This window comes from Rahnella sp. JUb53, from assembly GCF_004346065.1.
GTDB lineage: Bacteria > Pseudomonadota > Gammaproteobacteria > Enterobacterales > Enterobacteriaceae > Rahnella > Rahnella variigena.
Genome location: NZ_SLYT01000001.1, coordinates 167622 through 192209, shown reverse-complemented (window position 1 = coordinate 192209; position 24588 = coordinate 167622). Strand labels below are relative to the sequence as shown.

At 53.6% G+C, this 24588-nt stretch carries 21 protein-coding genes; 5 read left to right on the top strand and 16 right to left on the bottom strand.

The window, feature by feature from the left end; all coding sequences use genetic code 11:
* Positions 1-122: 122 nt before the first annotated feature.
* Both EC840_RS00965 and EC840_RS00960 read left to right on the top strand, forming a co-directional pair.
* Positions 123-1244 carry a cupin domain-containing protein gene (locus EC840_RS00965; RefSeq protein WP_129638501.1) on the top strand — a complete coding sequence of 374 codons (1122 nt, stop codon included), beginning with the start codon at positions 123-125 and terminating at the stop codon, positions 1242-1244.
* A 191-nt stretch (positions 1245-1435) separates the two neighbouring features.
* On the top strand, positions 1436-2149 hold the full coding sequence (locus tag EC840_RS00960; protein WP_129638500.1) for a hypothetical protein: 714 nt from the start codon (positions 1436-1438) through the stop codon (positions 2147-2149).
* 238 nt (positions 2150-2387) lie between these two features.
* On the opposite strand, the gene pepT is transcribed toward EC840_RS00960, so the two are convergent.
* The 5 genes from pepT to lolC all read right to left on the bottom strand — a co-directional run bounded on the left by pepT (position 2388) and on the right by lolC (position 7814).
* Complete coding sequence (gene pepT / locus EC840_RS00955; RefSeq protein ID WP_112291098.1) at positions 2388-3617, bottom strand: peptidase T; 1230 nt, start codon at positions 3615-3617, stop codon at positions 2388-2390.
* 153 nt (positions 3618-3770) lie between these two features.
* Positions 3771-4601, bottom strand: a complete 831-nt coding sequence (cobB, locus tag EC840_RS00950; protein ID WP_129638498.1) for a Sir2 family NAD+-dependent deacetylase — start codon at positions 4599-4601, stop codon at positions 3771-3773.
* 63 nt (positions 4602-4664) lie between these two features.
* Positions 4665-5915, bottom strand: coding sequence for a lipoprotein-releasing ABC transporter permease subunit LolE (lolE, locus tag EC840_RS00945; RefSeq protein WP_112291102.1), 1251 nt, complete (start codon positions 5913-5915; stop codon positions 4665-4667).
* Entirely contained in the window at positions 5915-6619 is a 705-nt protein-coding gene (lolD, locus tag EC840_RS00940; RefSeq protein WP_112291103.1) for a lipoprotein-releasing ABC transporter ATP-binding protein LolD, read from the bottom strand. The genes lolE and lolD overlap by 1 nt, the downstream gene beginning before the upstream one ends.
* On the bottom strand, positions 6612-7814 hold the full coding sequence (gene lolC / locus EC840_RS00935) for a lipoprotein-releasing ABC transporter permease subunit LolC (protein ID WP_112291105.1): 1203 nt from the start codon (positions 7812-7814) through the stop codon (positions 6612-6614). Before lolC ends, lolD begins: the two co-directional genes overlap by 8 nt.
* Positions 7815-8052: 238 nt before the next feature.
* On the opposite strand from lolC, the gene mfd reads away from it, so the two are divergent.
* The gene (gene mfd / locus EC840_RS00930) at positions 8053-11496 is read left to right on the top strand and encodes a transcription-repair coupling factor (protein WP_132963791.1); all 3444 of its coding nucleotides are present in this window, start codon (positions 8053-8055) and stop codon (positions 11494-11496) included.
* A gap of 77 nt (positions 11497-11573) precedes the next feature.
* Here mfd and EC840_RS00925 read toward each other — a convergent pair whose 3' ends face one another.
* The 3 genes from EC840_RS00925 to EC840_RS00915 are packed head-to-tail and all read right to left on the bottom strand — an operon-like array spanning position 11574 to position 16149.
* A complete protein-coding gene (locus EC840_RS00925) occupies positions 11574-12815 on the bottom strand; it encodes a cytochrome c (RefSeq protein ID WP_132963790.1) in 1242 nt (413 codons plus the stop codon).
* Positions 12815-13363, bottom strand: coding sequence for a (2Fe-2S)-binding protein (locus EC840_RS00920; protein ID WP_112291108.1), 549 nt, complete (start codon positions 13361-13363; stop codon positions 12815-12817). The genes EC840_RS00925 and EC840_RS00920 overlap by 1 nt, the downstream gene beginning before the upstream one ends.
* On the bottom strand, positions 13360-16149 hold the full coding sequence (locus tag EC840_RS00915; RefSeq protein ID WP_132963789.1) for a molybdopterin cofactor-binding domain-containing protein: 2790 nt from the start codon (positions 16147-16149) through the stop codon (positions 13360-13362). The genes EC840_RS00920 and EC840_RS00915 overlap by 4 nt, the downstream gene beginning before the upstream one ends.
* Before the next feature lie 209 nt (positions 16150-16358).
* Here EC840_RS00915 and EC840_RS00910 point away from each other — a divergent pair, with 209 nt between their 5' ends.
* Both EC840_RS00910 and EC840_RS00905 read left to right on the top strand, forming a co-directional pair.
* On the top strand, positions 16359-16973 hold the full coding sequence (locus EC840_RS00910) for a nucleotidyltransferase family protein (protein WP_132963788.1): 615 nt from the start codon (positions 16359-16361) through the stop codon (positions 16971-16973).
* A complete protein-coding gene (locus EC840_RS00905) occupies positions 16960-17943 on the top strand; it encodes an XdhC family protein (RefSeq protein ID WP_132963787.1) in 984 nt (327 codons plus the stop codon). Before EC840_RS00910 ends, EC840_RS00905 begins: the two co-directional genes overlap by 14 nt.
* A gap of 72 nt (positions 17944-18015) precedes the next feature.
* Here EC840_RS00905 and EC840_RS00900 read toward each other — a convergent pair whose 3' ends face one another.
* The 8 genes from EC840_RS00900 to hinT form a co-directional block, all read right to left on the bottom strand.
* Complete coding sequence (locus EC840_RS00900) at positions 18016-18552, bottom strand: glycine zipper 2TM domain-containing protein (protein ID WP_120160641.1); 537 nt, start codon at positions 18550-18552, stop codon at positions 18016-18018.
* 355 nt (positions 18553-18907) lie between these two features.
* Positions 18908-20212 (bottom strand): NAD(P)/FAD-dependent oxidoreductase, encoded by a 1305-nt coding sequence (locus EC840_RS00895; RefSeq protein WP_129638491.1) that lies wholly within the window; start codon positions 20210-20212, stop codon positions 18908-18910.
* A gap of 324 nt (positions 20213-20536) precedes the next feature.
* Positions 20537-21079 (bottom strand): alpha/beta hydrolase YcfP, encoded by a 543-nt coding sequence (gene ycfP, locus EC840_RS00890; protein ID WP_112291118.1) that lies wholly within the window; start codon positions 21077-21079, stop codon positions 20537-20539.
* A 52-nt stretch (positions 21080-21131) separates the two neighbouring features.
* The gene (gene nagZ / locus EC840_RS00885; protein WP_112291119.1) at positions 21132-22160 is read right to left on the bottom strand and encodes a beta-N-acetylhexosaminidase; all 1029 of its coding nucleotides are present in this window, start codon (positions 22158-22160) and stop codon (positions 21132-21134) included.
* A 48-nt stretch (positions 22161-22208) separates the two neighbouring features.
* Entirely contained in the window at positions 22209-23066 is an 858-nt protein-coding gene (locus EC840_RS00880) for a phosphotransferase (RefSeq protein ID WP_132964092.1), read from the bottom strand.
* A complete protein-coding gene (lpoB, locus tag EC840_RS00875; protein WP_120160634.1) occupies positions 23050-23646 on the bottom strand; it encodes a penicillin-binding protein activator LpoB in 597 nt (198 codons plus the stop codon). Before lpoB ends, EC840_RS00880 begins: the two co-directional genes overlap by 17 nt.
* 21 nt (positions 23647-23667) lie before the next feature.
* Complete coding sequence (locus EC840_RS00870) at positions 23668-24036, bottom strand: DUF1425 domain-containing protein (RefSeq protein WP_112291123.1); 369 nt, start codon at positions 24034-24036, stop codon at positions 23668-23670.
* Positions 24037-24044: 8 nt separating this feature from the next.
* The gene (gene hinT / locus EC840_RS00865) at positions 24045-24398 is read right to left on the bottom strand and encodes a purine nucleoside phosphoramidase (protein ID WP_112291124.1); all 354 of its coding nucleotides are present in this window, start codon (positions 24396-24398) and stop codon (positions 24045-24047) included.
* Between the last annotated feature and the right edge of the window lie 190 nt (positions 24399-24588).

The following is a 24588-nucleotide window of genomic DNA, read 5'->3' as shown; positions in this document are numbered from 1 at the left end:
ATCTTAACCATCATGCGAAATTTGCTGGCAATTGCCCAACTCAGCCGCAACACCTTCCGTTATAATCATTTACAGACAGCCCTCTTCTTTATCCACCCTCCTTTTAATGCAAGGGAAATACTATGGATTACCAACTCGACCTAGACTGGAATGATTTCCTGCAGCGTTACTGGCAAAAACGTCCTGTCGTGCTAAAACGCGGCTTTAAAAATTTTGTGGATCCTATCTCGCCTGACGAACTGGCAGGACTGGCGATGGAAAATGAGGTGGACAGCCGTCTGGTGAGCAATCACGACGGTAAATGGAATGTCAGCCACGGGCCGTTTGAAAGTTACGATCATCTGGGCGAAACCGGCTGGTCGGTGCTGGTTCAGGCGGTCGATCACTGGCACGAACCATCTTCACATCTGATGACCCCGTTCCGCCATATCCCTGACTGGCGCATGGATGACCTGATGATTTCCTTCTCGGTTCCGGGCGGCGGCGTGGGTCCGCATCTGGATCAGTACGACGTCTTTATTATTCAGGGCACCGGCCGTCGTCGCTGGCGTGTGGGCGAAAAAGTCGCCATGAAACAGCATTGCCCGCATCCGGATTTGCTGCAGGTCGAGCCGTTCGACGCGATTATTGATGAAGAACTGGAGCCGGGCGATATCGTTTACATTCCACCAGGTTTTCCGCATGACGGCTATTCGCTGGAAAACTCACTGAATTATTCTGTCGGTTTCCGTGCGCCAAATGCCCGTGAAATGGTCAGTGGCTTTGCGGATTACGTGCTTTCCCGCGAACTCGGCAGTCACCGTTACAGTGATCCGGAACTGGTTGAACGTGAACATCCTGCCGAAGTACAACCGGCTGAGCTGGATAAACTGCGCGGCATGATGCTGGATCTGATCAGTAATCCGGCGCATTTCAACAGCTGGTTTGGTGAATTTATTTCTCAGTCGCGTCATGAGCTGGATCTGGCACCGCCGGAACCGCCTTATCAGGCAGGTGAAATTTATGAGTTGCTGGAATCCGGTGAAACGCTGGAACGACTTGGCGGTCTGCGCGTGCTGCGTGTGGGCGATACCTGTTACGTCAACGGTGAAGCGATGACCACGGAACATATCGGCGCAGTGGATGCCATTGCCCGTCACAAAACCGTGACCAAAGAAATGCTGGGTGATGCGCTGGACGATCCTTCATTCCTTGCGCTGCTGTCTGCGCTGGTGAACAGCGGTTACTGGTACTTTAACGACTGATATTAAGAACTATTTAATCTAATTATTAATACAGGATGCTCCGGCATTCTGTATTAATTAAAAAACTTAATATTTTAGTTATTAATCTCTGACACGCGACCAATAATTAATTGATATTAGTCAACAGCCTTTTTTAATCTTATAATTGCGGATTATATTTCATTACTAAACCCAGTTATTAAAGGCCAGATATGTTTTTGACACAGTTGTTCAAGAAAAAAAATGAGTTAACTAAAGCTCATACTTTTTCCCGTCATCCCCTCCAAAAACCTGAAGCAAAAAAAACCGATCTTTACATAAGCCGGAATATCTCATCTGAAATAACCTGTAGATTATACAATACAATTAATCAGAATATAGACCGGGATATCCGCAGGTTTGGCAAATCCGTCATGAATCCGAGTATGCTCGCCGATCTCTCCCGAATGAATTATTTTATTGATAACAAAAAAATATCCGTTCCGGGAAATGAGATTCAATCTAAAATTAACTTTTCCGCTCAGATCATTGAATCCAAAAATCAATGGATTCAGGAGCATATCGGTTCGCTTTCTTCTTTCCTGCATCAGGGCATTTTTCCTGATTTTTTTGGCGCTGTGGATAACTGGAAGGCCAGTGATGGCAGTAAGTTGGAAATCGCTATGGTTTCTCTGGACAGAAATAAGACCAACACCAGCTTTTATATTTCCAGCACCGGTATGATTAAGTTAATTAGTCAGGCGAATATTTCAAATATTATACTCAGAAATAACGATATTATCATGGTGGATAAAGAACGTAGTCAGTTTAACTTACAGCTCTCTTTCCGGGCAGTAGCCATGCCAGACAAATGTTTGATCACTACGCAGGGTAATGGCGCAGATGGCTGCCGGATGACGCTGCACGGAATGGAGCTTTTAAAATAACAAACACAATGCTGTCGGGCTTTCGCGGCCCGACGGGGCTATCGAAGCCGCAACAGGCGTTTCAAAGGATTAAGGTTCAGAGATTTGGCATGCACACTTATTTTCACGGATACGAAATCAAGATATATTTAGGCAGGATATCTTAATAACCAAAGTGAAGGGGTAACGCGCTGATATTAGAGGTTAATCTAACCAGCCTTGTATTGTTACACTTTATAACTCAAAGGCTGACCAGGTTTTATTTAGATCTTTCCGCCGTCAGTTCCGCAATACGCATAATTACGGAGACCGCTTTTTCCATTCCTTCCAGCGTCACAAATTCGTGTTTACCGTGGAAGTTATAGCCGCCGGTGAAAATATTCGGGCAGGGTAAACCACGGAACGAAAGTTGTGCGCCATCAGTACCGCCGCGGATAGGCTTCATGATGGGCTCGATGTCGCAATCTTTCATCGCCTGCTGCGCCAGCGCAATAATGTGCGGGTGCTGTGCCACTTTGTCGCGCATGTTGTAGTAGTGATCGTCCAGCGTCACTTCGATATAGCAATCGCGATGCAACCCTTTGCCGACCAGATGCGCGACATCAATAATTTTCTGCTTACGGGCTTCGAACTGGGTTTTGTCGAAATCACGAATGATGTAATGCATTTCCGCGCGCTCAACGTTGCCCTTGATGGTCGTCAGGTGATAGAAACCTTCATAACCTTCTGTGTGCTCAGGGGTTTCATCCGCAGGCAGTTCGTTGTGAAAACGCGTCGCCAGTGACAGCGCATTCACCATCACCCCTTTGGCACTGCCCGGATGCACGTTATTACCGACAATTTTAATTGTGGCCGATGCAGCGTTGAAGTTCTCAAACTCCAGCTCCCCCACTCCGCCACCGTCGACGGTGTAGGCCCACTGCGCGCCGAATGCAGGAATATCAAAACTCTGCGCGCCTTTGCCGATTTCTTCGTCTGGCGTGAAGGCGATACGCACCGGCCCGTGCGGAATATTACTGTCCTTCAGCCGCACCATCGCGGTAATAATTTCTGCGATACCGGATTTATCATCAGACCCGAGCAAGGTTTTGCCGTCGGTGGTAATGATCGTGTGGCCGAGAAGCTGATGTAACACGGGGAACATTACCGGTGATAAAATTTCGTCGCCATTTCCCAGTGCAATATCGCCGCCGCGATAATTTTCCACAATTTGCGGATTAACGTGTTTGGCCGTGAAATCAGGCGCGGTATCCAGATGGGAAATAAAACCAATCACCGGTACCTTCCAGGCCACGTTTCCCGGCAAGGTTGCCATCACGCAGCCTTTATCGCTGAGAGTGACATCTGAAAATCCCAGTTCTTTCAGTTCATTACGCAGGGCTTGCGCCAGCTTGAGTTGCCCGTCGGTGCTGGGCGTATGTCTGACATTGGGTTTAGATTGGGTATCGAAAGAAACATAATGAAGAAAACGATCAAGCAACTTATTCATTTGGGTATCCTCTGGCGGCTGGCTTTTATTATGCGCAGCATGAAAACCGTGAATATTGCGTCAGGTCAGTTTTCGCCAAGTTTAACGAGATATGTCTGCGGGACAGGCGCAATTTTTCGCTTTACGGCCATTAAGTCGAAAAAAAAGCCCGGTCTACGACCAGGCTTCATCTTTCTTCGTCAGAAATTTATGCACAAATTCCGGCACGACCTGACTCGCCAGACCGTAATGCTTCATATCAAACTCGCTTTCTACCTGGCTGGGCTCAAGATTCAGTTCAACCGCACAGGCACCGCCAATACGCGCTTCATGAACAAAACCGGCAGCCGGATAAACATGGCCTGACGTACCAATCGCCACGAAGAAGTCAGCTTTCGCCAGTGCGTCGTAAATCTCGTCCATGCCAAATGGCATTTCACCGAACCAGACAATGTGCGGACGCAGCGGCGCCGGGAACTGGCAGCAATGACAGCGGTCGTCGACACTCAGATCGCCCGGCCACTCCAGCACTTGTCCGGACTGCGTGCAGCGTACTTTCAGCAATTCACCGTGCATATGAATCACACGAGAACTCCCGGCGCGCTCGTGCAGATTGTCGATGTTCTGCGTCACCAGCAGGAAGTTATCGCCGAGCGCTTCTTCCAGCGTGGCCAGCGCATAATGCGCGGCATTCGGTTTGAGATCGTCGGCCTGCAACTGGCGGCGGCGTTCGTTGTAAAAACGCTGCACCAGTTCCGGGTCGCGGCGATAACCTTCCGGCGTCGCCACATCCTCAACACGGTGTTCTTCCCACAAACCGTCCGCAGCGCGGAAGGTACGGATACCGGATTCAGCTGAAATCCCGGCACCGGTCAGCACCACCACAAACGGCTTTTTCAGTGAAGCCGCAGCCATCGAATCACGGTGGAAAATATTCGACCGGAACCGCTGATGGCGAATGCGCTTGTTTTTGCGAAACCGACACAGACGATGACGTGTGCGCATGAAGTGCTCCTTACTCTCTCTGTGTCTGATTAAAACTGCATCAACACTGCATTAATAAAAACATTACTGACCGCCGCTGAGTACGCGGGCAGGATCAATACGGCTTGCACGACGCGCCGGATACCAGCTCGCCAGCAGGCTCAGGATCAGGGCAGTGACCAGCACGCCCGCGACATCCAGCCAGTGAACCTCAGATGGCAGGAAGTCGATGAAATAAATATCGCCCGACAGGAACTGATGGCCGGTGAGCTTTTGCAAAAAGTTAACGATGTTGGTCAGCTGAAAAGCCGCAATCACGCCAATCACCACACCCGCCACGCTGCCCACCAGCCCGGCCAGTAAACCGTACCAGATGAAGACCGCGCGGATAAGCCCGTCTTTTGCGCCCAGTGTGCGCAAAATCGCAATATCGCTGCTTTTATCTTTCACTGCCATCACCAGCGTAGACACAATGTTGAAACAGGCTACGCCGATCACCAGCACCATCGCCATATACATGATGGCGCGGACCATCTGGATATCGCGGTACATATAGCCGTATGTGCCGATCCAACTACTAATGTAGACATAAGCCTGCGTCACTTCACCCGCATCATGGACTAATTTTTGCGCCGCAAAGACATCATTCACTTTGATATCAATGCCGGTCACGCTGCTGCCCATATCCTGATATTGCTGCGCATCGGCCAGCGGCACCATGCCCAGACTGTGGTCAAGCTGTCCGCTGAGCTGCAAAATCCCGGCGACCTGCAAACGGATGCGTTTTGGCTGCAACAGTTTCATTTCCGGGTCACTGTTAGGGATCATCACCGTCACCCAGTCGCCCTGCTTCACACCCACCGCATCGGCAACGCCTTTACCGAGGATCAGCTGTTGCTGACCGGCTTTAAAGTTCTGCCATGCATTGTTTTGTACAAATTTCGGCGCGGCACTGACACGCGGTTCGCTCTGCGGATCCACACCTTTAAGCTGGATAGCGCGCAGTTTTGCACCGTGCTCGATCAGGCCATTGAACTGGATATACGGCGCGGCGGCCACAATGCCCGGCACTTTTTCCACACGATCCAGAACGCCCTGCCAGTTGTTAAACGGCTGGTTCACCGGACGGATTTCGCCATGGGGAACCACCGCCAGCACTCGCTCTTTCAGCTCACGCTCGAAGCCGTTCATGGCGCTCAGGCCGACGATCAGTACCGCCACACCCAGCGCAATACCTAACGTTGAAATCACCGAAATCAGCGACACCATACCGCTGCGGCGGCGCCCACGACTAAAGCGCAGACCAATCAATAATGAAAAAGGAATGCCAGACATTACTTCGCTCCCAGCAACATCGATTCCTGCTGCAGCTTGCCGTCACGCATTTCCAGCTGACGCGTCAGACGATTGGCCAGTTGCAGGTCATGAGTCACCACCAGAAACGCGGTGCCCTGACGCACATTCAGTTCGCCGAGCAGTTCAAAAATGCTGTCTGCGTTGCGCTGGTCGAGGTTACCGGTCGGTTCATCGGCCAGCACCAGCGAAGGGTTATTCACCAGCGCACGGGCAATCGCCACACGCTGACGTTCACCGCCGGAAAGCTCGGAAGGACGGTGATTGCTGCGGTGTTGCAGCCCAACCGCCTCAAGCATCGCCAGCGCGCGCTCCTGCACTTCGGCAGATTTCTTTTTGCCGATCAGCAGCGGCATCGCCACGTTTTCCAGCGCGGTGAAATCAGGCAACAAATGGTGGAACTGATAAATAAAGCCCAGTTCGCGGTTTCGCAGTTCAGATTTGGCAGAAGATGACATGCTGTTCAGCGACTGACCTTTGAAAATCACTTCGCCGGACGTCGGTGAATCCAGTCCGCCCAGCAGATGCAGCAAGGTACTTTTACCGGAACCGGACGTCCCGACGATCGCCATCATCTCACCCGGCTGCATGGCGAAGCTCACGTCACGCAGCACGTCGGTGTGCATCTTGCCTTCCTGATAAGTCTTACAGAGGTTTTCACACTGCAATAATAAAGAATTACTCATAACGTAAAGCCTCTGCGGGATGGGTGGCAGCAGCGCGCCAGGAAGGATAAAGCGTAGATAATAAGGCGATTGCCATGGCGACCAGCGCAATGACAACAACCTGAACCGGTTCGATATCGACCGGCAGCGACGCGCCATCAAGCATCAGCCCGATAGCCGGCATAATGGTATTCAGCTGGGTGGCCAGCACCACGCCGAGCACAGCACCGAGCAACGCGCCGATCACACCGGCACTGGCGCCCTGCACCATAAACAGCGCCATAATCTGGCGGCGGCTTAACCCCTGCGTTTGCAAAATTGCCACTTCGGCTTGTTTCTCCATCACCAGTAAGCCCAGTGACGTAATAATGTTAAACGCGGCGACGGCGACGATCAGACTCAGCAGCAGCCCCATCATATTTTTTTCCATACGCACCGCCTGGAACAACTCACCGCGACGTTCGCGCCAGTCTTTCCAGCTGGCTCCGTCCGGCAGCTTTTGCGTACTCAGGCTGTCGACGTCCAGCGGTTTATCGAGGAACAGACGCCAGCCAGTCACGTTGCCTTTCGGATACAGCATCAGACGTGAGGCGTCCTGAATGTTCACCAGCATCTGATAACCATCCACTTCACTGTTGGCGGAGAACGTCCCGATCACATTGAAAAGACGCTGGCTTGGCACACGACCGACCGGCGTAAACTGGCTGACGCTGGTGACCATCAGACGCAGCTGATCACCGCGACGCACTTTGAGTTGCTGCGCCAGCTGATCGCCCAGAATGATGTTGTACTGACCGGGTTGAAGTTCCTGCTGCGCAACCCCAATTAAGTATTTCGCGAGCGGATCATGCTGAGTGGGATCGACACCGAGCATCACGCCCACGGCAACGCTGCCGGGACTTTGCAGCACGACATCACCGGTGGTGAGCGGCACGGCGCGGTTAACACTTTTCAGCGCTGACACCTGATCATGGGTGATTTTCTGTGGATCAAGCGATCCGGCCGGTGTGGTGATTAACGCCTGAGGCATCAGACCCAGAATGTTACCTTCCAGATCTTTCTCAAAACCGTTCATCACAGACAATACGGTTACCAGCGCCATCACCCCAAGGGTGATACCAATGGTGGATAACCAGGAGACAAACCGCCCGAAGCGGTCCGAAGCACGCCCGCGCATGTAGCGCAGACCTATAAATAACGCGACAGGTTGATACATAACATCCGTTTTAAGTGCTTGGCCGCAAATAAGTGCGTGGCGCAGACTAAAGTGATCAAGGATAATAAAGGCTAGCACCGCTTTATGGAACCACTAACCCAAAGTAATCGGTTTAACTTTGTGACTCTGTTGACGCTTTTATACCGTCAACGGGTTGACCCCGATGACACCAGCGAAGCAAGATACGGTCTGCAAATTGGCCTCCGACAGCCGCCAAAACGAGAACTCAAAACAGCCTATGTCTCAAGATTATCGTTATTCGTTGCCTGAACGTCCGGGCGACACCCGCCTGTTAGGCCAGCTTACGGGCTCCGCCTGCGCGCTGGAATGCGCCCAAATCAGTGAACGCCATACCGGCCCCCTGCTGCTGATCGCACCTGATATGCAGAATGCCCTGCGCCTGCGCGATGAAATCCAGCAGTTTACTGAAAACAAAGTCCTGAGCATTTCCGACTGGGAAACCCTGCCTTACGACAGTTTTTCTCCGCATCAGGAAATCATTTCTTCGCGCCTTTCCAGTTTGTATCAGCTTCCGACTATGGAACGCGGCATCATCATTCTGCCGGTGAATACGCTGATGCAGCGCGTCTGCCCGCACGAGTTCCTGCACGGTCACGCGCTGGTGATGAAAAAAGGCCAGCAACTTTCCCGCGATAAGCTGCGTGCGCAGCTGGAACAAGCCGGTTACCGCAGCGTCGATCAGGTGATGGAACACGGTGAGTTTGCCACCCGTGGCGCCCTGCTCGATTTGTATCCGATGGGCAGCGAAGAACCTTACCGCATTGATTTCTTTGATGATGAAATCGACAGTCTGCGTATCTTTGACGTGGATACCCAGCGCACGCTGACCGAAGTCGATCACATCAATCTGCTGCCCGCACATGAATTCCCGACCGACAAAAATGCTATCGAACTGTTCCGCAGCCAGTGGCGCGAGAAGTTCGAAGTGCGTCGCGACGCTGAGCATGTGTATCAGCAGGTCAGCAAAGGCACCTTCCCGGCCGGTATCGAATACTGGCAGCCGCTGTTTTTCAGCCAGCCGCTGACCACGCTGTTCAGCTATCTGCCGGAAAATACGCTGCTGCTGAATACCGGCGACCTCGAAGCCGCCGCCAAACGTTTCTGGCAGGATGCCTGCCAGCGTTACGAAAGCCGCCGCGTCGATCCGATGCGTCCGCTGCTGGAACCGGAAAATCTGTGGTTGCGCGTTGATTCGTTATTTGCCGAACTCAAAGAGTGGCCACGCGTGCAATTGAGCACCGATTCGCTGCCGAAGAAAGCCGCGAACACTAACCTGAGCTACGAAAAGCTGCCTGATTTATCCGTTCAGCCGCAGAATAAAGCGCCGATGGATAACCTGCGTCGCTTCAATGAATCCTTCGCGGGCAGTCTGGTTTTCTCGGTAGAAAGTGAAGGCCGCCGCGAAACGTTGCAGGATTTGCTGGCACGCATCAAGCTGATGCCGACGCTGATTACCCGCATCGAAGAAGCCGATACTGCCGGTCGTTACATCATGATTGGCGCATGTGAACGCGGTTTTCTGGATGCGGATAAACAGCTGGCGCTGATCTGTGAAAGCGACCTGCTTGGTGAACGCGTGGCGCGTCGCCGTCAGGACAGCCGCCGGTCGATTAATACCGATACGCTGATCCGCAACCTCGCCGAACTGCGCCCCGGTCAGCCGGTGGTGCATGTCGAGCACGGCGTCGGTCGTTATCTCGGGCTGACCACGCTGGAAACCGGCGGTATTACTGCCGAATACCTGATCCTGACTTACGCCGGTGAAGACAAACTCTATGTGCCGGTGTCATCCCTGCATCTGATCAGCCGTTATGCCGGGGGTGCCGACGAAAGCGCGCCGCTGCATAAACTGGGTGGTGAAGCCTGGTCGAAAGCACGGCAGAAAGCCGCAGAGAAAGTACGCGACGTTGCCGCCGAACTGCTCGATATCTATGCCCAGCGCGAAGCCAAAAGTGGTTTCGCCTTTAAGCATGACAAAGAACAGTATCAGCTGTTCTGTCAGGCTTTCCCGTTTGAAACCACGCCGGATCAGGCTCAGGCGATTAATGCTGTACTGACCGACATGACGCAACCACTGGCGATGGATCGTCTGGTCTGTGGCGACGTGGGTTTCGGGAAAACCGAAGTGGCGATGCGCGCAGCTTTCCTTGCCGTTTCCAACAACAAACAGGTGGCCGTTCTGGTGCCGACCACGCTGCTGGCACAGCAGCACTTTGATAACTTCCGCGACCGTTTTGCCAGCTGGCCGGTGCGCATCGAAATGATGTCGCGTTTCCGCAGCGCCAAAGAGCAAAACGTGGTGCTGGAAGATGCCGTCGAAGGCAAAGTCGATATTATTATCGGCACGCACAAACTGCTGCAAAGCGACCTGCGCTGGAAAGATCTCGGTCTGCTGATTGTCGATGAGGAACACCGCTTCGGTGTGCGCCATAAAGAACGAATCAAAGCCATGCGTGCCGATGTGGATATCCTGACCCTGACCGCAACGCCTATACCGCGTACGCTGAATATGGCGATGAGCGGTATGCGCGATCTGTCGATTATTGCCACACCGCCCGCGCGTCGTATGGCGGTCAAAACCTTTGTGCGCGAGTACGACAGTCTGGTGGTTCGTGAGGCGATACTGCGTGAAATTCTGCGCGGCGGGCAGGTTTATTATCTTTACAACGACGTTGAGAATATCGAAAAAGCCTCGCAGCGTCTGGCCGAACTGGTGCCGGAAGCGCGTATTGCTATCGGTCACGGGCAGATGCGTGAACGCGACCTTGAGCGCGTGATGAATGATTTCCATCATCAGCGTTTTAACGTGCTGGTGTGTACCACCATCATCGAAACGGGTATCGATATTCCGACGGCGAATACCATCATTATCGAACGCGCCGATCACTTTGGTCTGGCGCAGTTACACCAGTTGCGTGGCCGCGTCGGGCGTTCACATCATCAGGCCTATGCCTATCTGCTGACGCCGCCGCCGAAAGCCATGTCTGTTGATGCGCATAAACGTCTGGAAGCCATCGCCTCGCTGGAAGACCTGGGTGCCGGTTTCGCGCTGGCGACGCATGACCTGGAAATTCGTGGTGCAGGTGAGCTGCTCGGTGAAGGCCAGAGCGGTCAGATGACCAGCATCGGTTTCTCGCTGTATATGGAATTGCTGGAAAACGCCGTCGAAGCGCTGAAGGAAGGCCGCGAGCCGTCGCTGGAGGATTTAACCACCAGCCAGACGGAAGTCGAAATGCGCATGCCTGCGCTGCTGCCGGAAGATTTCATTCCTGACGTCAATACCCGCCTGTCATTGTACAAACGCATTGCCAGCGCGAAGACCGAAGGTGAACTGGACGAGTTGCGCGTGGAGCTGATCGACCGCTTCGGCACGCTGCCGGACGCCGCGCGCAATCTGTTGCAGATTGCCGTGCTGCGCCTGAAGGCTAAAGAGCTGGGCATCCGGCGTATCGAAGGTAACGAGCGCGGTGGCTTTATCGAATTCGGTGATAAGAACCGTGTCGATCCGGGCTTCCTGATCGGTCTGCTGCAAAAACAGCCGCAGGTGTATCGTCTCGACGGTCCGACCAAGCTGAAGTTTATGTTGGATCTGACTGACCGCCCAAAACGCCTGAAATTTGTCGGTGACATGCTGAGTGAGTTTACAGAACATCTGATCTGAGTCTGACGAAGCAAAAAGAAAAGCCCGGTGAACTCATCATTCACCGGGCTTTTTTACAGGCTCATCAGGCTGATTAATCAGTGTTTGCGCAACGCTTTCACCTGGTCCGCCGAAATATCCCCCGGCAGGCCGCCGAAGGTCACGCGCAGATAATTCACCATCTCAGCAATTTGCGCATCGTTCAGACGGTCCGCAAAACCAGGCATCGACTGCATGCTTTCACCGTTCGGGAAATCCTGAGCCGGTAAACCATCAAGCACGGAAACGATCAGGTTACGACCATCCGGCTGGCGCAAGGTGGCGTTGTTTTGCATCGCCACCGCGACGTGCGGTTTGCCGGAGCCATCGGCCATATGGCAACCGGAACACTGATCCAGATAAGTGATACGTCCGGCGTCATTACCGCCCTGTCCGGTACTGACCGGCACCGCCGCCGGTGGTTTGTCGCCCAGCAGGTACGTGACGATCGCACGGTGATCGGCGTCGGTCAGATGACGGGTGCTGAGGTCGACAACCTTATGCATCTCGTCGAAGGCAGATCCCTGAGGCGCAATGCCGGTCGCGAGGAAACGGCTCAGATCCGCCGGATTCCAGCCACGTTGCGCCAGCGACTCCGGGGTGATCGCTGGTGCGGTAATGCGTCCGAGCGTACCGCCTCTCAGGTTACTGTCGGTATCCATCTGCCCCAGTTTGCCGCGAGGTGTATGACATTCGCCGCAATGACCAAGCACATCTGTCAGGTATTGACCGCGCTGCCAGTCGGCAGAATTCCCCTCAGAACTGGCTGGCATCGGATCGCTGGTACGGAATAACAGGTTCCAGCCGATCATCGCCATACGCTGGTTGAACGGGAATGGCATTTCGTTTTCCGGCACCGGCTGATCCACCGCCGGACGCGTCATCAGAAACGCATACATATCGTCAGAGTCTTTGCGGGTGACACCTTTATATGAAGTGTAAGGCATCGCCGGATACAGATGACGTCCGCCCGGCGCCACGCCTTTGGTCAGCGCCAGATAGAAATCGTCTGACGTCCAGCGGCCAATGCCGTCGTCCGCAGAAGGCGTCAGATTGCTGCCAAAGATTTTGCCAAACGGCGTTTCCAGCGGATAGCCACCCGCCAGCGGCGCACCGCCGGAAGCGGTATGACATGCCGCGCAGTCAGACGCCTGCACCAGATAATGACCGCGTTCAATCTGCGCCGTATCCGCAGTGACTTTCTGCACCGGCGCATCCAGCGTGCGGTTTTCCCGCCACCAGAGCACGGCGATCACGATAATAATCACCACCAGCAGCGCGAGGAAAAGACGTTTTTTCATCACGCATGCTCCCGGATCAGGCCTGGGGTTTTCATCACTACATCGCGTACCGCTTCGTAATACCGCACGTAGCCGGTACAGCGGCAGATGTGATTTTCCAGCGCGCCGTTAATCGCCGCTTCGAGATCAGCCAGCGGGATCGGGTGCTTTTCCAGACGCTCAAGCAGCAGCGTCGCCGCATTCACAAAACCCGGCGTGCAGTAACCGCACTGGAAACTGTAATGTTCCAGAAACGCCTGCTGAACCGGAGAAAGGTGGACTTCGCCTTTGTCATCGGTTTTCGCGTGCCCTTCGACGGTACGCACTTTTTTGCCGTTGAAGAAATGTGCGCCGGTGATACAGGTCCGCACTTCTTCGCTGGTGCCACTTTCATGGTCGACGATCGCCACGCAGGCGTGACAAATCCCCTGACCGCAGCCCAGACGGCAACCGGTCAGCGCCACATACTCGTGCAGGAAATCAATCATCATCAGGCCTTCAGGAACCTCCAGCGGGCCGTATTGTTGATTGTTGATGGTCAGCGTCATTGGCTGGGTTTTGATGCTCATTGTAAAACCTCACGAATATTTTCAGCACGAACAGGCAAATCACGGAAACGGTGGCCGGTGGCATCGGCAATGGCGTTCACCAGCGCAGCGACGACCGGGATCATCACCACTTCAGCCATGCCTTTCGGCGGATCGGTTTCCGACAGCGCAGGCAGGATATCGCTGGTCTGTTTCCAGACCGCCACATCGCTGGCGCGCGGCAAATGGTAACGGTTGAAGTTCCACGTTCCGTTGCCCGGCCCGTCTTCGTACAGCGGTAAATACTCGTGTAATGCGTGACCGATACCCATCGCCAGCCCACCCTGCAACTGACCTGAAACCAGCTCAGGTACGATCAGATTGCCGCACTCCATAATGGAATGGTGCGTCAGGAGTTCGACCTTGCCGGTGGCAATGTCGACTGCGATTTCGGCCAGCGTACCGACCGCGCTGTAATAGGTCACAGAAGCGTTGTTACGTTGTGTTGGCGGGTAATACACCGCGTCACGCGCCAGGGTCTGGAATTGATCCGCACCGTGACGCACTGACATGCCATCAACCGGAATGCGCTGACGCACATTATTGAGGGTGAAATCGGCTTCTGCCCATTGCCAGCGGTTGAATACGTGAACCGCTGCGCCGGTCATGCCTTTCATTTCGTACACTTTTTTCGCCAGCATTTCGAGGCTGAGAATTTGCATTCCGTTGGCGGTCAGACCGCCTTCCACCCAGCGGGCATCTTCTTTGCGCACGACATAAGGCGCAGCCTGTCCGCCACCAATGCCGGTTTGCCAGATAGCCATCGCCGCTGGCCAGATGCCGTTGTCGAAGATCAGGCGTGCCGCTTCGCGGGTGCTGTGAGAGAAGTAATAGGCCGAGTTACTGGCGCTGGATGGCGAGCAGTAAGAAGGCGACCAGCGTGGATTGGTTTGCAGTTTGTCCTGCTCTTCCTGCGACATAATGTACGGATCGCCGCTGGTTTCCACCGGCAATACCGACCAGTCTGTCACCGAGAAATGCGCCTGTTCAGCCGGTTTCCCCAGCCATTCAGCGCACAGAACGGACTGCGACGTCGACATCCCCGTGCCCATTTCCGCGCCGCTGTGCCACAGGCTGATTTCGCCTTTTTCACTGAGTTCCACGCGGGCGAAAGAGGTTTCCGCGCCGGTGCCGAAATCTTTCTGCACGCAACCAAAACCGACGCCATAGCGTTTACCCGGATTCTGACTTTCGTATTCGGCTTTACGCTTTTTACGCTCTGTCCATAACGGATGAACAGCGGCTTTTTCCAGCACTTCATCAGCACGAATAGCGCCCGCCGGAATGGCGCCCTGAGTGTTTTTCATGCCCGATTTCAGAACGTTGCGCATGCGGAACGCAATCGGATCCAGCTTCAGTTCAGCGGCCAGCTCATCCATCATCATTTCAGTGGCGGCCATACTTTGCAGCGTACCGTAGCCGCGTGCGGAACCCGCATCGAGCGCGCGCGAGGCCAGACCGACGGCAGATAAATCACTTTTCGGGAAGTAGTAAATCGACTGTGCCGCTGTTGCGCCAACCATCACCACCGACGGCGTGAAGTTGCTGCGCCCGCCGCCGTCTGCGGTCATTGCCGCATGGAATGACTGCACCATGCCGGTTTCACGGTTCACGGCAATGTCGTAATTCATATCAAACGCATGGCGTTTGAGCGCTGACTGGAACTGTTCAAAGCGGTCGTTAGCCAGACGCACCGGCGTGCCGTCACCGTACATCGCCGCAACGGCACCGTAATACGGGAAGTTGTAGTGATCTTTCGAGCCGTATCCTACGGTGTAGCACGGATGCATAATCAGCGTTTTCACCGTACGGTGTGATTTCGCCATCATGCGCGGCATCTCATCCGCCACTTCCTGCGGCGACTGCGTTGGCACCACCATATGCAGCGTTTGTGTCGCAGTGTCATACCAGCCGTTGGCGTTGTCCGGCTCAAGCGCGGAAGTATCAACGGATTGCGTGGTAAAACGGCGCGACATCACCAGCCAGTCCTGCGGAGGCGATTTCAGTTCATCAGCCATTTCACCCGCGTAGAACATGCCCTGCTCGTCCAGCTTGCCGCCCTCGCGCCCTTCCGGCCAGACCGGCAGGTGTTTGCGCATACCCACCGGAAAGACCGGCATATCTTTCAGGCTGGAGAATTTATCGTCTTCATAGGCGGTTTCACCCCCGACGCGCACAAAGCGGAACGTGCCCCACGGATCGCGCTCCAGCGGCCCGGTTTTCTCGCCGTACCGCACCACACCGTCCTTGAATTTCAATGCATTTTTGGCGAAACGGAATTTGGCAAAATCCTGATAAACCAGGATCGCCACGGCTTGTCCCAGATAGGCAGGCGTTTTGCCTTCCGGCAGCAGCATGTCTTCGCCGTAAAAGGCCGGGAATGCCAGCCCGTCGCGCGCCAGCACGTTGGCCGTTACCAGCTGGTCGGGCTGAAGATCGTCGCCAAGCAGTGAGAGATCCAGACCGGTGTAAACTTTATCGGCTTCAGTTACGCGCAGGATAAAGGCGTGCGCCTGCTTCTGGGGCCAGTGCGGCATGTCTTTGGCGCGGATATCGCGGGCAAAGACTTTCTGCCCCATAACTTTCGCTTTGCCATCGATACGGAAACGGACGCGTTTGTTTTGTGCATCCCACTGGGGTGATTGCAGAATTTTTTCTTCGAACAGTGCGGCATAAGCCCGACTGTGCAACGGCGCGAGATAAACGGAGACGCCAGCGATAACCGCGCCTTTCACAAAGCGCCGCCTGGACGGATTGAAATTGCTCATAAATTCCTTTGATTCTTTTATGTCTTTTTATTGTTCAGCACTTTCTAATATTCTGAAAATCCTGTTTTTCGCGGGCGATTATAGGTACGCAAAACCTTATAAGCTATGATGAGAAACACATTTTTAATATCTTGTTCACAAATGAGCGCAAAAAAGTGCGATAATTCATTTCTGTTGCGCAAACAATAACCAGAAGGGATAGAAGCGAAATGGCCGGAATTATTTTGCTCGCAGCAGGGTCAGGAAAGCGGTTTTCTGCCGCCGGTGGCGAGGGAAACAAGCTCAATGCCGTTCTGAGTCAAACAGCAGAAAATCCTGTCACGGTATTTGAAACCACGCTGAATCAGTTAACCGGCAGTGGTTTGTCAGTCCATGTGGTCACCTGTCCGGAAAATGTGCAGGTTCAGGCCAGTTGCGCACGTAAAGCCGTGCCTTTTACCCTCGTCAGCAGTGCCGGAACCGGTGAATCCATTGCTGCCGGCGTACGCGATACGCCGGAATGGGACGGCTGGCTGATTCATCTGGCGGATATGCCCTTTGTTCCCGCAGAGGTTTTCACCGCGGTTGCTAAAAGCCTGCAACAGGCGCAGGTGGTACGGCCATACTGGCAAAATGAGCCGGGCCATCCGGTCGGTTTTTCCCGGCCGTTGCGTGAGGGACTTTTGCAGTTGCGCGGCGATCATGGCGCGCGGGATCTTTTGCGCGGACGCGACGTTTTACGACTGAATTTTAACAATCCGGCAGTGATCGCAGATATCGATCTGCCGGAGCAACTCCCCAAATCTTCGCTTTTTCAGAACGGACAACCGTATGCAGCATCTTGATAATCAGGTTATTTCTCAGGCGATGGAATGGCTGGCGCACCAGCCGGTCTGGCTTTGTACGGTGCTGAACACTTACGGTTCTTCCCCGCGTGCGCCCGGCGCATTGATGGTGGCAACAGCCGGGGGGCATTTTTGCGGTTCGCTTTCCGGTGGCTGTGTTGAAGAGGATTTCCTGCAACGCATAGCGAGAGGCGAATATCAGCAAGCCAGCCAGATTGTGCGCTACGGAGAAGGCGGTCTGACGCCAAATATTGCCCTGCCGTGCGGTGGTTCGCTGGATGTGCTGATCGAGTATTTGCCGTCATCGCAAGGTAATGTGGATTATCTGCAAAGAATGGGCATGGCGCTGGCGGGACATTACGCCCTGACCAAGTCACTTACCCTGCCCGCAGCCTGCGATCATCTGGAACTGACGAATTATCATAAAGCGACTCAGGTGATGCGCAATGATGATTGCATCACCCTGCATCTGGCCGCCCCGCCGCGTCTGCTGATTGCCGGATTGTCGAGTGTCGCGCTGTATTGCGCGGATTTTGCCTGCGCGCTGGGATTTGAAGTGGTGGTATGTGAGTGCCGCGAGGACGTGCTGGAAAACTTTCTGCCGTCGCTGAAGGCGGATATTCGTCTGGAAAAACAGTTTCCTGCTAAATATCTCGAGCAAAAAAGCTGTCATGCGAATACCGCCATTGTTGCGCTGACCCATGACCCGAGAATGGATGATCTGACCCTGATGGAAGCGGTGAATACCCCGGCATTTTATATCGGTGCGATGGGATCGCAGCGCAACAGCGCACGTCGCCGTGAGCGTCTGCAAACCATCGCTGATTTCACAGCAGATGATTTTACCCGTCTGCACGCGCCGGTAGGCTTGCCAATTGGCAGCAAAACCCCCGCCGAAATCGCGCTGGCCGTCATGGCCGATATCGTTAAACATAAAAATGGAGTGAAGCGGCTCAGCACGACGGACTGAATGCACGGTTGATTCCATAAAAAAAGCCTGAGGTTTACGCCTCAGGCTTTTTTGTAAGGACTAACCGGTTGATTACGAACGGGTAAGCTGCAACTGACCGCTTTTATCCAGCGGAATTTGTGTACCCGGATCGTGGTCCATACGAACTTTCCCTTGCTGATCGCCTATTTTATAGGTCACATCATAACCGAGCGTTTTATCTTCTTTGTCATACACGGTTTTACAGCGCTGCTGCTGAGTCGTGTAAGTATCGTTATCCTGCATGCTGCTTTGTACACGGTTACCTGCATAACCGCCACCCAGCGCACCAGCTACCGTCGCGACGTCGCGTCCGCGGCCACCACCAAACTGGTGACCCAGAACCCCCCCCGCCACCGCACCCAGTACGGAACCGGTGATCTGATGCTCATCCTGCACAGGACGGCGATGAGTGACAGTGACGTTACGACATTCCTGACGCGGAGTTTTCGTGGTCTCTTTGATTGGCGTCGCGCTGACAACCTGCGCATATTGCGGGCCAGACGAAAAGACGTTCATGCTCGCAACGCCAGCAATGCCCAACGCCGCAGCCACACCAATTCCGACCCCAGCTAACATTGACTTGTTCACAGGACTTCCTCCGAAAATGTTACCACGCAATTCGCCCTTTCAAGGGCGCTCCTCAGCGGACAACAACACATCTGAGGTCCGGCGTGCGTGAAACGCCGTCTGTAAACTTATTGTCAATAGTGCATACCAAAACGTAAGCAAACAATAAGACGAAATCTGTAAGTGAGGAAAATGACCTGTCTGAGGGGCGTTTCGGAGGATTCTTAGCTGACAAAGTAATAGTGACGTGATCTTGTGCTGTGTGGGTATTTGTAACGTAATAAATATTGCATCAGAAATAAAAAAGCCTGTAATTAACAGGCTTTTAGGTACGAAACGATTCAGCTGACGTTCAAAAAAACGTCGCTGAACGGAATCAGTGCAGTTTAAGACGCGGGCGGATCACGCGGTTTATGCCACCGACCAGCATCATCAGACCGGTTTTAATGTAACCGTGCAGTGCAATCTGATGCATACGATACAGCGAAATATAAACCAGTCGCGCCAGACGCCCTTCGACCATCATAGAACCGCGCATCAGGTTACCCATCAGGCTGCCGACAGTACTGAAGCGTGAAAGGGAAACCAGTGAACCGTGGTCTTTATAAACGTAAGGTTTCAGGCTCTGCCCTTTGCGCTGCGCCATGATGTTTGCAAAGCAGCGGGAGGCCATCTGGTGTGCTGACTGAGCACGCGGTGGCACGAAACCGCCGGACGGCTGTGGACAGGACGCACAGTCACCAATCGCATAGATGTTCGGGTCGCGTGTGGTTTGCAACGTCGGTTCCACCACCAGCTGGTTAATACGGTTGGTTTCCAGACCGGCGATCTCTTTCATGAAATCAGGGGCTTTAATCCCCGCCGCCCAGACCATCAGATCGGCGTCAATGAATTCGCCGGACTTGGTGTTCAGGCCGTTTTTATCCGCGCTGGTAACCATGGTTTGCGTCAGAACGCGCACGCCCAGTTTGGTCAGCTCATTGTGTGCCGCCGCAGAAATCCGCGGTGGCAACGCCGGCAGAATACGCTCACCTGCTTCCACCAGCGTGACGTTCAGCGCTTCGCTGTCCAGACCTTCAAAACCGTAGCTGTGCAGCTGTTTGACCGCATTGTGCAGCTCAGCAGACAGCTCAACGCCGGTCGCACCGCCACCGACAATCGCGATATTCACTTTCTTCTGCTTATCGGAACTGGCAGAGAACTTGAGGAACAGGTTCAGCATTTCGTTATGGAAACGGTGCGCCTGATGCGGGTTATCCAGGAAGATGCAGTTGTCTTTCACGCCCGGTGTACCGAAGTCGTTAGAGGTGCTGCCCAGCGCCATCACCAGAGTGTCGTACGCAATATCGCGCACCGGCACCAGCATTTCGCCGTTCTCATCGCAGATTTCAGCCAGTTTGATGGTCTGATTTTCGCGATCGATGTCAGTCAGTGAGCCAATCTGGAAGGTAAAGCCGTGATTGCGGGCATGAGCCAGATAGCTCAGCGCATCCACGCCGTCATCCAGGCTGCCGGTCGCCACTTCGTGCAACAGGGGTTTCCACAAATGACTATGGTTGCGATCGACCAGAATGATCTCCGCTTTTTTCTTGCGGCCAAGTTTATGGCCCAGGCTGGTTGCCAGTTCCAGACCGCCGGCGCCACCGCCGATAATCACAATTTTCTTCATTGGTGATGTCAAAATGACCCCCTCAAATGTGAACCAATTGTTATATAAGAGTAAAAATATTATCCTTATATTACATAGGGTTGCTTAAGTTAAATCGGTATCTGAGACGGAGGATATCACGCGTGGTGATTTGGTCATACCAAAATTGATATAGGTCAATTTAAATTCATTTGGCTAATTTGACTTAGGGAAATGGCACGTATTTTGACGGATTTAAATCAGCAGGTTAGAGGAAAAACAGGCGGAAAAATGATTTCATCCCGCGGAATGAACCAAATAAAAAAACCACTGCTTTCGGGCAGTGGTTTTTAAATATTGCAGAAATGAAATGTTAAATCAGGCGATGTTTTTGAACGCTTTGATCCGCTGAAGATGGGTCGAGATGTCCTTGAACTTATGGCTCTGATGTTCATCCCATTCAACCGGGTAATAGTGATGAAGTTTCTCAGCGGTTTGCTTGCTGTCGAGCACACCGTCTTCGCGGGATAAAATCACCAGACAACGGTCGCGGTTTTTCTCGCGAAAATCACTGATGCATTTCGTCGCGATGTCTTCGTACTCTTCGGGACGGTCGATTTTCCCGGTCATATTGTCCTGCGGGGATAAGTTCGGATTGAACATCACCTGGCGGATACCGCACAGGAAACCAATACGTTCAGCCCAGAACCCGCCGAGCCCGACACCGCAAATCAGCGGATTTTTGTCGGTGGTTTCATGCAGCACTTTATCGACTTCTTTCAGCAAATGTTGCATGTCGTGGCGCGGATGCAGCGTGCTGTAGCTGATGAAACGGACGTCGGGATCAATAAACTGTAGCTGCAACACTTTCTCGTGGTTACCGGGACTGGTTGAATCGAAGCCATGTAAATAGATAATCATCGTTTACCTCATCCTGAATGTGCGTTGAAACCCTTACGCGGACTGAAAAACGTTACCGGGCAGTTTCTTTATGTTCCTGCCAGCGGGCGTCGAGCGCGGTCAGTTCACGGTTTGCGTCTTTCCAGCGACTGGAATTTTGCAGGTCCTGACGGGCCTGTTTTCCACTGTACAGTCCGCGATGATACAACTGCGCAACACGTTCAGCTTTGACCGGAGACAGGTTATCCAGCACGCTCACTGCGCCCTGACGGTTGTTACAGGCCAGGATCATATCGCAACCGGCATCCAGAGAAGCCTGAGCACGTTCCGGATAGCTGCCCATAATCGCGGCACCTTCCATCGAAATATCATCGGAGAAAATCACACCGTTGAAATTCAGTTCTTTGCGCAAAATTTCCTGTAGCCAGTAAGGTGAACCGCTGGCCGGACGCGGGTCAGCCTGGGTATAAATCACGTGGGCTGGCATGACGGCATCCAGCAATTTACGTTCATTAAGCTGGCGGAAGATTGCCATGTCGTGCCCGCGGATCACCTCCAGCGGGCGATCGTCACGCGGCGTTTCTTTATGAGAATCCGCACTGACCGCGCCATGTCCCGGGAAATGCTTACCGGTGGTTTTCATCCCCGCGGCATGCATGCCGAGAATAAACTGCTCTGCCATATCCAGCGCTTTCTGCGGTTCGGCGTGGAACGAACGCTCGCCAATGGCCGCGCTGATATGACCGATATCCAGAACCGGCGCAAAACTGATATCGATATCCATAGCAATCATTTCTGACGCCATCAGCCAGCCGCCTTCCTGTGCCAGGCGCTTCGCTTCATGCGGCGCATTCAGGGCCGCAAAAGACTGCGCGGCAGGCAGACGGGTGAAGCCTTCACGGAAACGCTGCACGCGTCCACCTTCCTGATCCACCGCCAGCACCAGCCGGTCGTGGGACGCGGCGCGGATCTGGCGGATCAGTTCATGCAACTGATCAACGTCATGATAATTTCGGGTGAATAAAATCAGTCCGCCGACCAGCGGATGCTGCAAAATTTCACGTTCCTCGGCATCCAGCTCAAAGCCAACGACATCCAGCATTACAGGTCCTAACAAAATGGACGCTCCTTTTTATTTTTCAGACGATTATCACGGCCGCAACGGTTGCGCCCATTCACGGTATTTATGCTCGCCGGTCTGCTGCCAGCGCACTTCAAACCACATCAGCATCAGGTAATCGACCCAGGGGAGCCAGCGGTTAACCTGCTGCTGCAAAAGAGAAATATCCTGATAGCCACCCGCGTTGATGTACTCACGCAGAAAAACATTTTGCTGCTGCGTACTCCAGCCATTGCCGCGAACAATCGCAGCCAGCTCCAGGGCAACATCCGCATCCGCCGCGTATTCCCAGTCAATCAACCGCAGGCCGTCTGGCGTATGCAATACATTTCCTGCGTGGATATCCATATGCACCAGCGCCAGTTTCAGCGGCACGGGCTGTGTCTGCGACATCATCTTGCGATGTAAACGCAACCAGCGCGGCGTGAGTCTGCGCCGGTCGATATGTTGCCAGTAACGTGCAAACTGATGCTGTAAATCCAGCCGGTAGCCTGAAGGCGGTAACTGGTGCAGCCTGACCAGCGTCCGGCTCAGTGACTGCTGTGTGGCGGGCGTTGCGAAGGTCTGTTCCGTATGCGGCGTGCCCTCTATCCAGTCAACAATCAGCCACGGCGGCGAATAAAGTCTGACACACGGGCCTGATCTTTGCCGCGCGACATGCCGCAAAATCGCAGATTCTCGTCGCCGGTCAGCGCCCGCAATCCGCTTATCAAAAGACTGATGCCGCGCCAGTAAATCACCGGCAGGCGAACAAATTTTCCAGCTTTCTCCCGTCAGTCCGGCGACCGGTAATAAACGAAATCCGGCGGTTTTCACCGCCGGATAATGTTTTTCGATCAGTTGCCGTAGTTCTGATTGCAGAAGCTCAGCGTTAGTTCTGGACTGCACCACGGCCTGACCAGACGATTTCGCCACTTGGTGCGGTAATCAGACGCATCGACATGGTCGGCGCTTTTACATCACCGCTTACGGTGCTGTAAAGCACGTACTGGGCCTTCACGATGTTTGCCAGACCGATGGCTTTGCTGACCGACGCCAGGCTGTCATCCGGCGATAATCCCAGTGACTGTTTGGCCGAAGACACCTGATCTGCCGGAACCACCTGGAAAGTGGTGTTGTTCGCCAGTGCATTACGCAGGGCATCCGTCGCCTTGGCCATTTGCAGTGAGCCGTTAGTGCTGTTTTTAACGCTATCCACCAGCAACACGCTGCCGGACTGCACACCATCGGATTTCAGCATTTTTGCCAGCATCGGCTGAACGGTCGCCGTCCAGTCAATATTCGCGAATTTTGGCGGCTGTGGAACCGGCTGAACCGGTGGCTGCTCTGGCACTGGCGGATTGACCGGCGGCAGTGGCTGTTGCGGTTGCTGTGGTTGTTCTGGCTGCTGGGTTTGTTGCTGGTTTGGCAAAGTACAACCACCAAGGATCAAAGCAGCCATTGCCACAATGAGAAAATACTTTTTCATCAACCTTCTCCGTACGGGAATTTAGAGATAAAGGTACATGCGCACACTGTACGCATCGAGATTGCCATTAAGTGAACTGATGTCAACGCTGCTGTTGGCTGGCACGGTGACGGTCCGGGATTCGGCAATCGGTAATAAATCCAGTCCCTGCTTATCATACCAATAGAAACGGTAATGCAAGGTGACAGGATGTGGCTGGTTATTATCCAGTGTACTGGTGGCTTTTTTCTGCCCACCGGAATCAGACACGGATGGCGAACTCGGGATAATACCCGCCGTCAGAACGGGGGACTCCATGACCACTCTTTGCTGATTATTGAGCGCAATGCCTGGCTTGCTGCTGCAGGCTGTCAACAAAATTACCGGCAATAATGCCATCAGGAAACGCATGTTTACCCTTACTGACGTGACAGCAATGGACCCAATGCACGGCCACCGACCAGATGCATATGGATATGATAAACCTCCTGACCCGCGTCGCGGTTGCAGTTGACGATCAGGCGGTAACCGCTTTCGGCAATCCCTTCCTGTTCAGCAATTTTAGCGGCAACCGTCATCATCCGGCCCAGCGCGGCTTCATGCGTGGTATCAACGTCATTCATTGTCGGGATCAGGGTATTCGGAATGATCAGAATGTGGCTTGGCGCCTGAGGAGAAATATCGCGGAATGCAGTCACCAGTTCGTCCTGGTAAACCACATCTGCGGGAATTTCACGGCGAATAATTTTGCTGAAAATTGTCTCTTCGGCCATCTTAACTGTCCTTAACAAAGTAAAAAGCGTTGTACGCAGTATGGGTTAGAATTTCCATTCCTTTCAACCTGATTACGCTTTTTGATGCTTAATTGACGCAGAAAGCGCCAGCGAGAGGCAGCGGCAACCGTTCCTCCAAATCGCAGGCATGAAAAAAGGAGGCCGAAGCCTCCTTTCTCAGAACCAGACA

Coding starts and splice junctions, on each gene's coding strand:
- lolD (WP_112291103.1), bottom strand. CDS start 6,619: ATGAGTAATTCTTTATTATTGCAGTGTGAAAACCTCTGTAAGACTTAT.
- lolC (WP_112291105.1), bottom strand. CDS start 7,814: ATGTATCAACCTGTCGCGTTATTTATAGGTCTGCGCTACATGCGCGGG.
- mfd (WP_132963791.1), top strand. CDS start 8,053: ATGTCTCAAGATTATCGTTATTCGTTGCCTGAACGTCCGGGCGACACC.
- hinT (WP_112291124.1), bottom strand. CDS start 24,398: ATGGCCGAAGAGACAATTTTCAGCAAAATTATTCGCCGTGAAATTCCC.
- EC840_RS00960 (WP_129638500.1), top strand. CDS start 1,436: ATGTTTTTGACACAGTTGTTCAAGAAAAAAAATGAGTTAACTAAAGCT.
- EC840_RS00870 (WP_112291123.1), bottom strand. CDS start 24,036: ATGCGTTTCCTGATGGCATTATTGCCGGTAATTTTGTTGACAGCCTGC.
- cobB (WP_129638498.1), bottom strand. CDS start 4,601: ATGCGCACACGTCATCGTCTGTGTCGGTTTCGCAAAAACAAGCGCATT.
- EC840_RS00915 (WP_132963789.1), bottom strand. CDS start 16,149: ATGAGCAATTTCAATCCGTCCAGGCGGCGCTTTGTGAAAGGCGCGGTT.
- ycfP (WP_112291118.1), bottom strand. CDS start 21,079: ATGATTATCTATTTACATGGCTTCGATTCAACCAGTCCCGGTAACCAC.
- EC840_RS00905 (WP_132963787.1), top strand. CDS start 16,960: ATGCAGCATCTTGATAATCAGGTTATTTCTCAGGCGATGGAATGGCTG.
- EC840_RS00925 (WP_132963790.1), bottom strand. CDS start 12,815: ATGAAAAAACGTCTTTTCCTCGCGCTGCTGGTGGTGATTATTATCGTG.
- lolE (WP_112291102.1), bottom strand. CDS start 5,915: ATGTCTGGCATTCCTTTTTCATTATTGATTGGTCTGCGCTTTAGTCGT.
- EC840_RS00910 (WP_132963788.1), top strand. CDS start 16,359: ATGGCCGGAATTATTTTGCTCGCAGCAGGGTCAGGAAAGCGGTTTTCT.
- pepT (WP_112291098.1), bottom strand. CDS start 3,617: ATGAATAAGTTGCTTGATCGTTTTCTTCATTATGTTTCTTTCGATACC.
- nagZ (WP_112291119.1), bottom strand. CDS start 22,160: ATGCTGGATGTCGTTGGCTTTGAGCTGGATGCCGAGGAACGTGAAATT.
- lpoB (WP_120160634.1), bottom strand. CDS start 23,646: ATGAAAAAGTATTTTCTCATTGTGGCAATGGCTGCTTTGATCCTTGGT.
- EC840_RS00965 (WP_129638501.1), top strand. CDS start 123: ATGGATTACCAACTCGACCTAGACTGGAATGATTTCCTGCAGCGTTAC.
- EC840_RS00920 (WP_112291108.1), bottom strand. CDS start 13,363: ATGAGCATCAAAACCCAGCCAATGACGCTGACCATCAACAATCAACAA.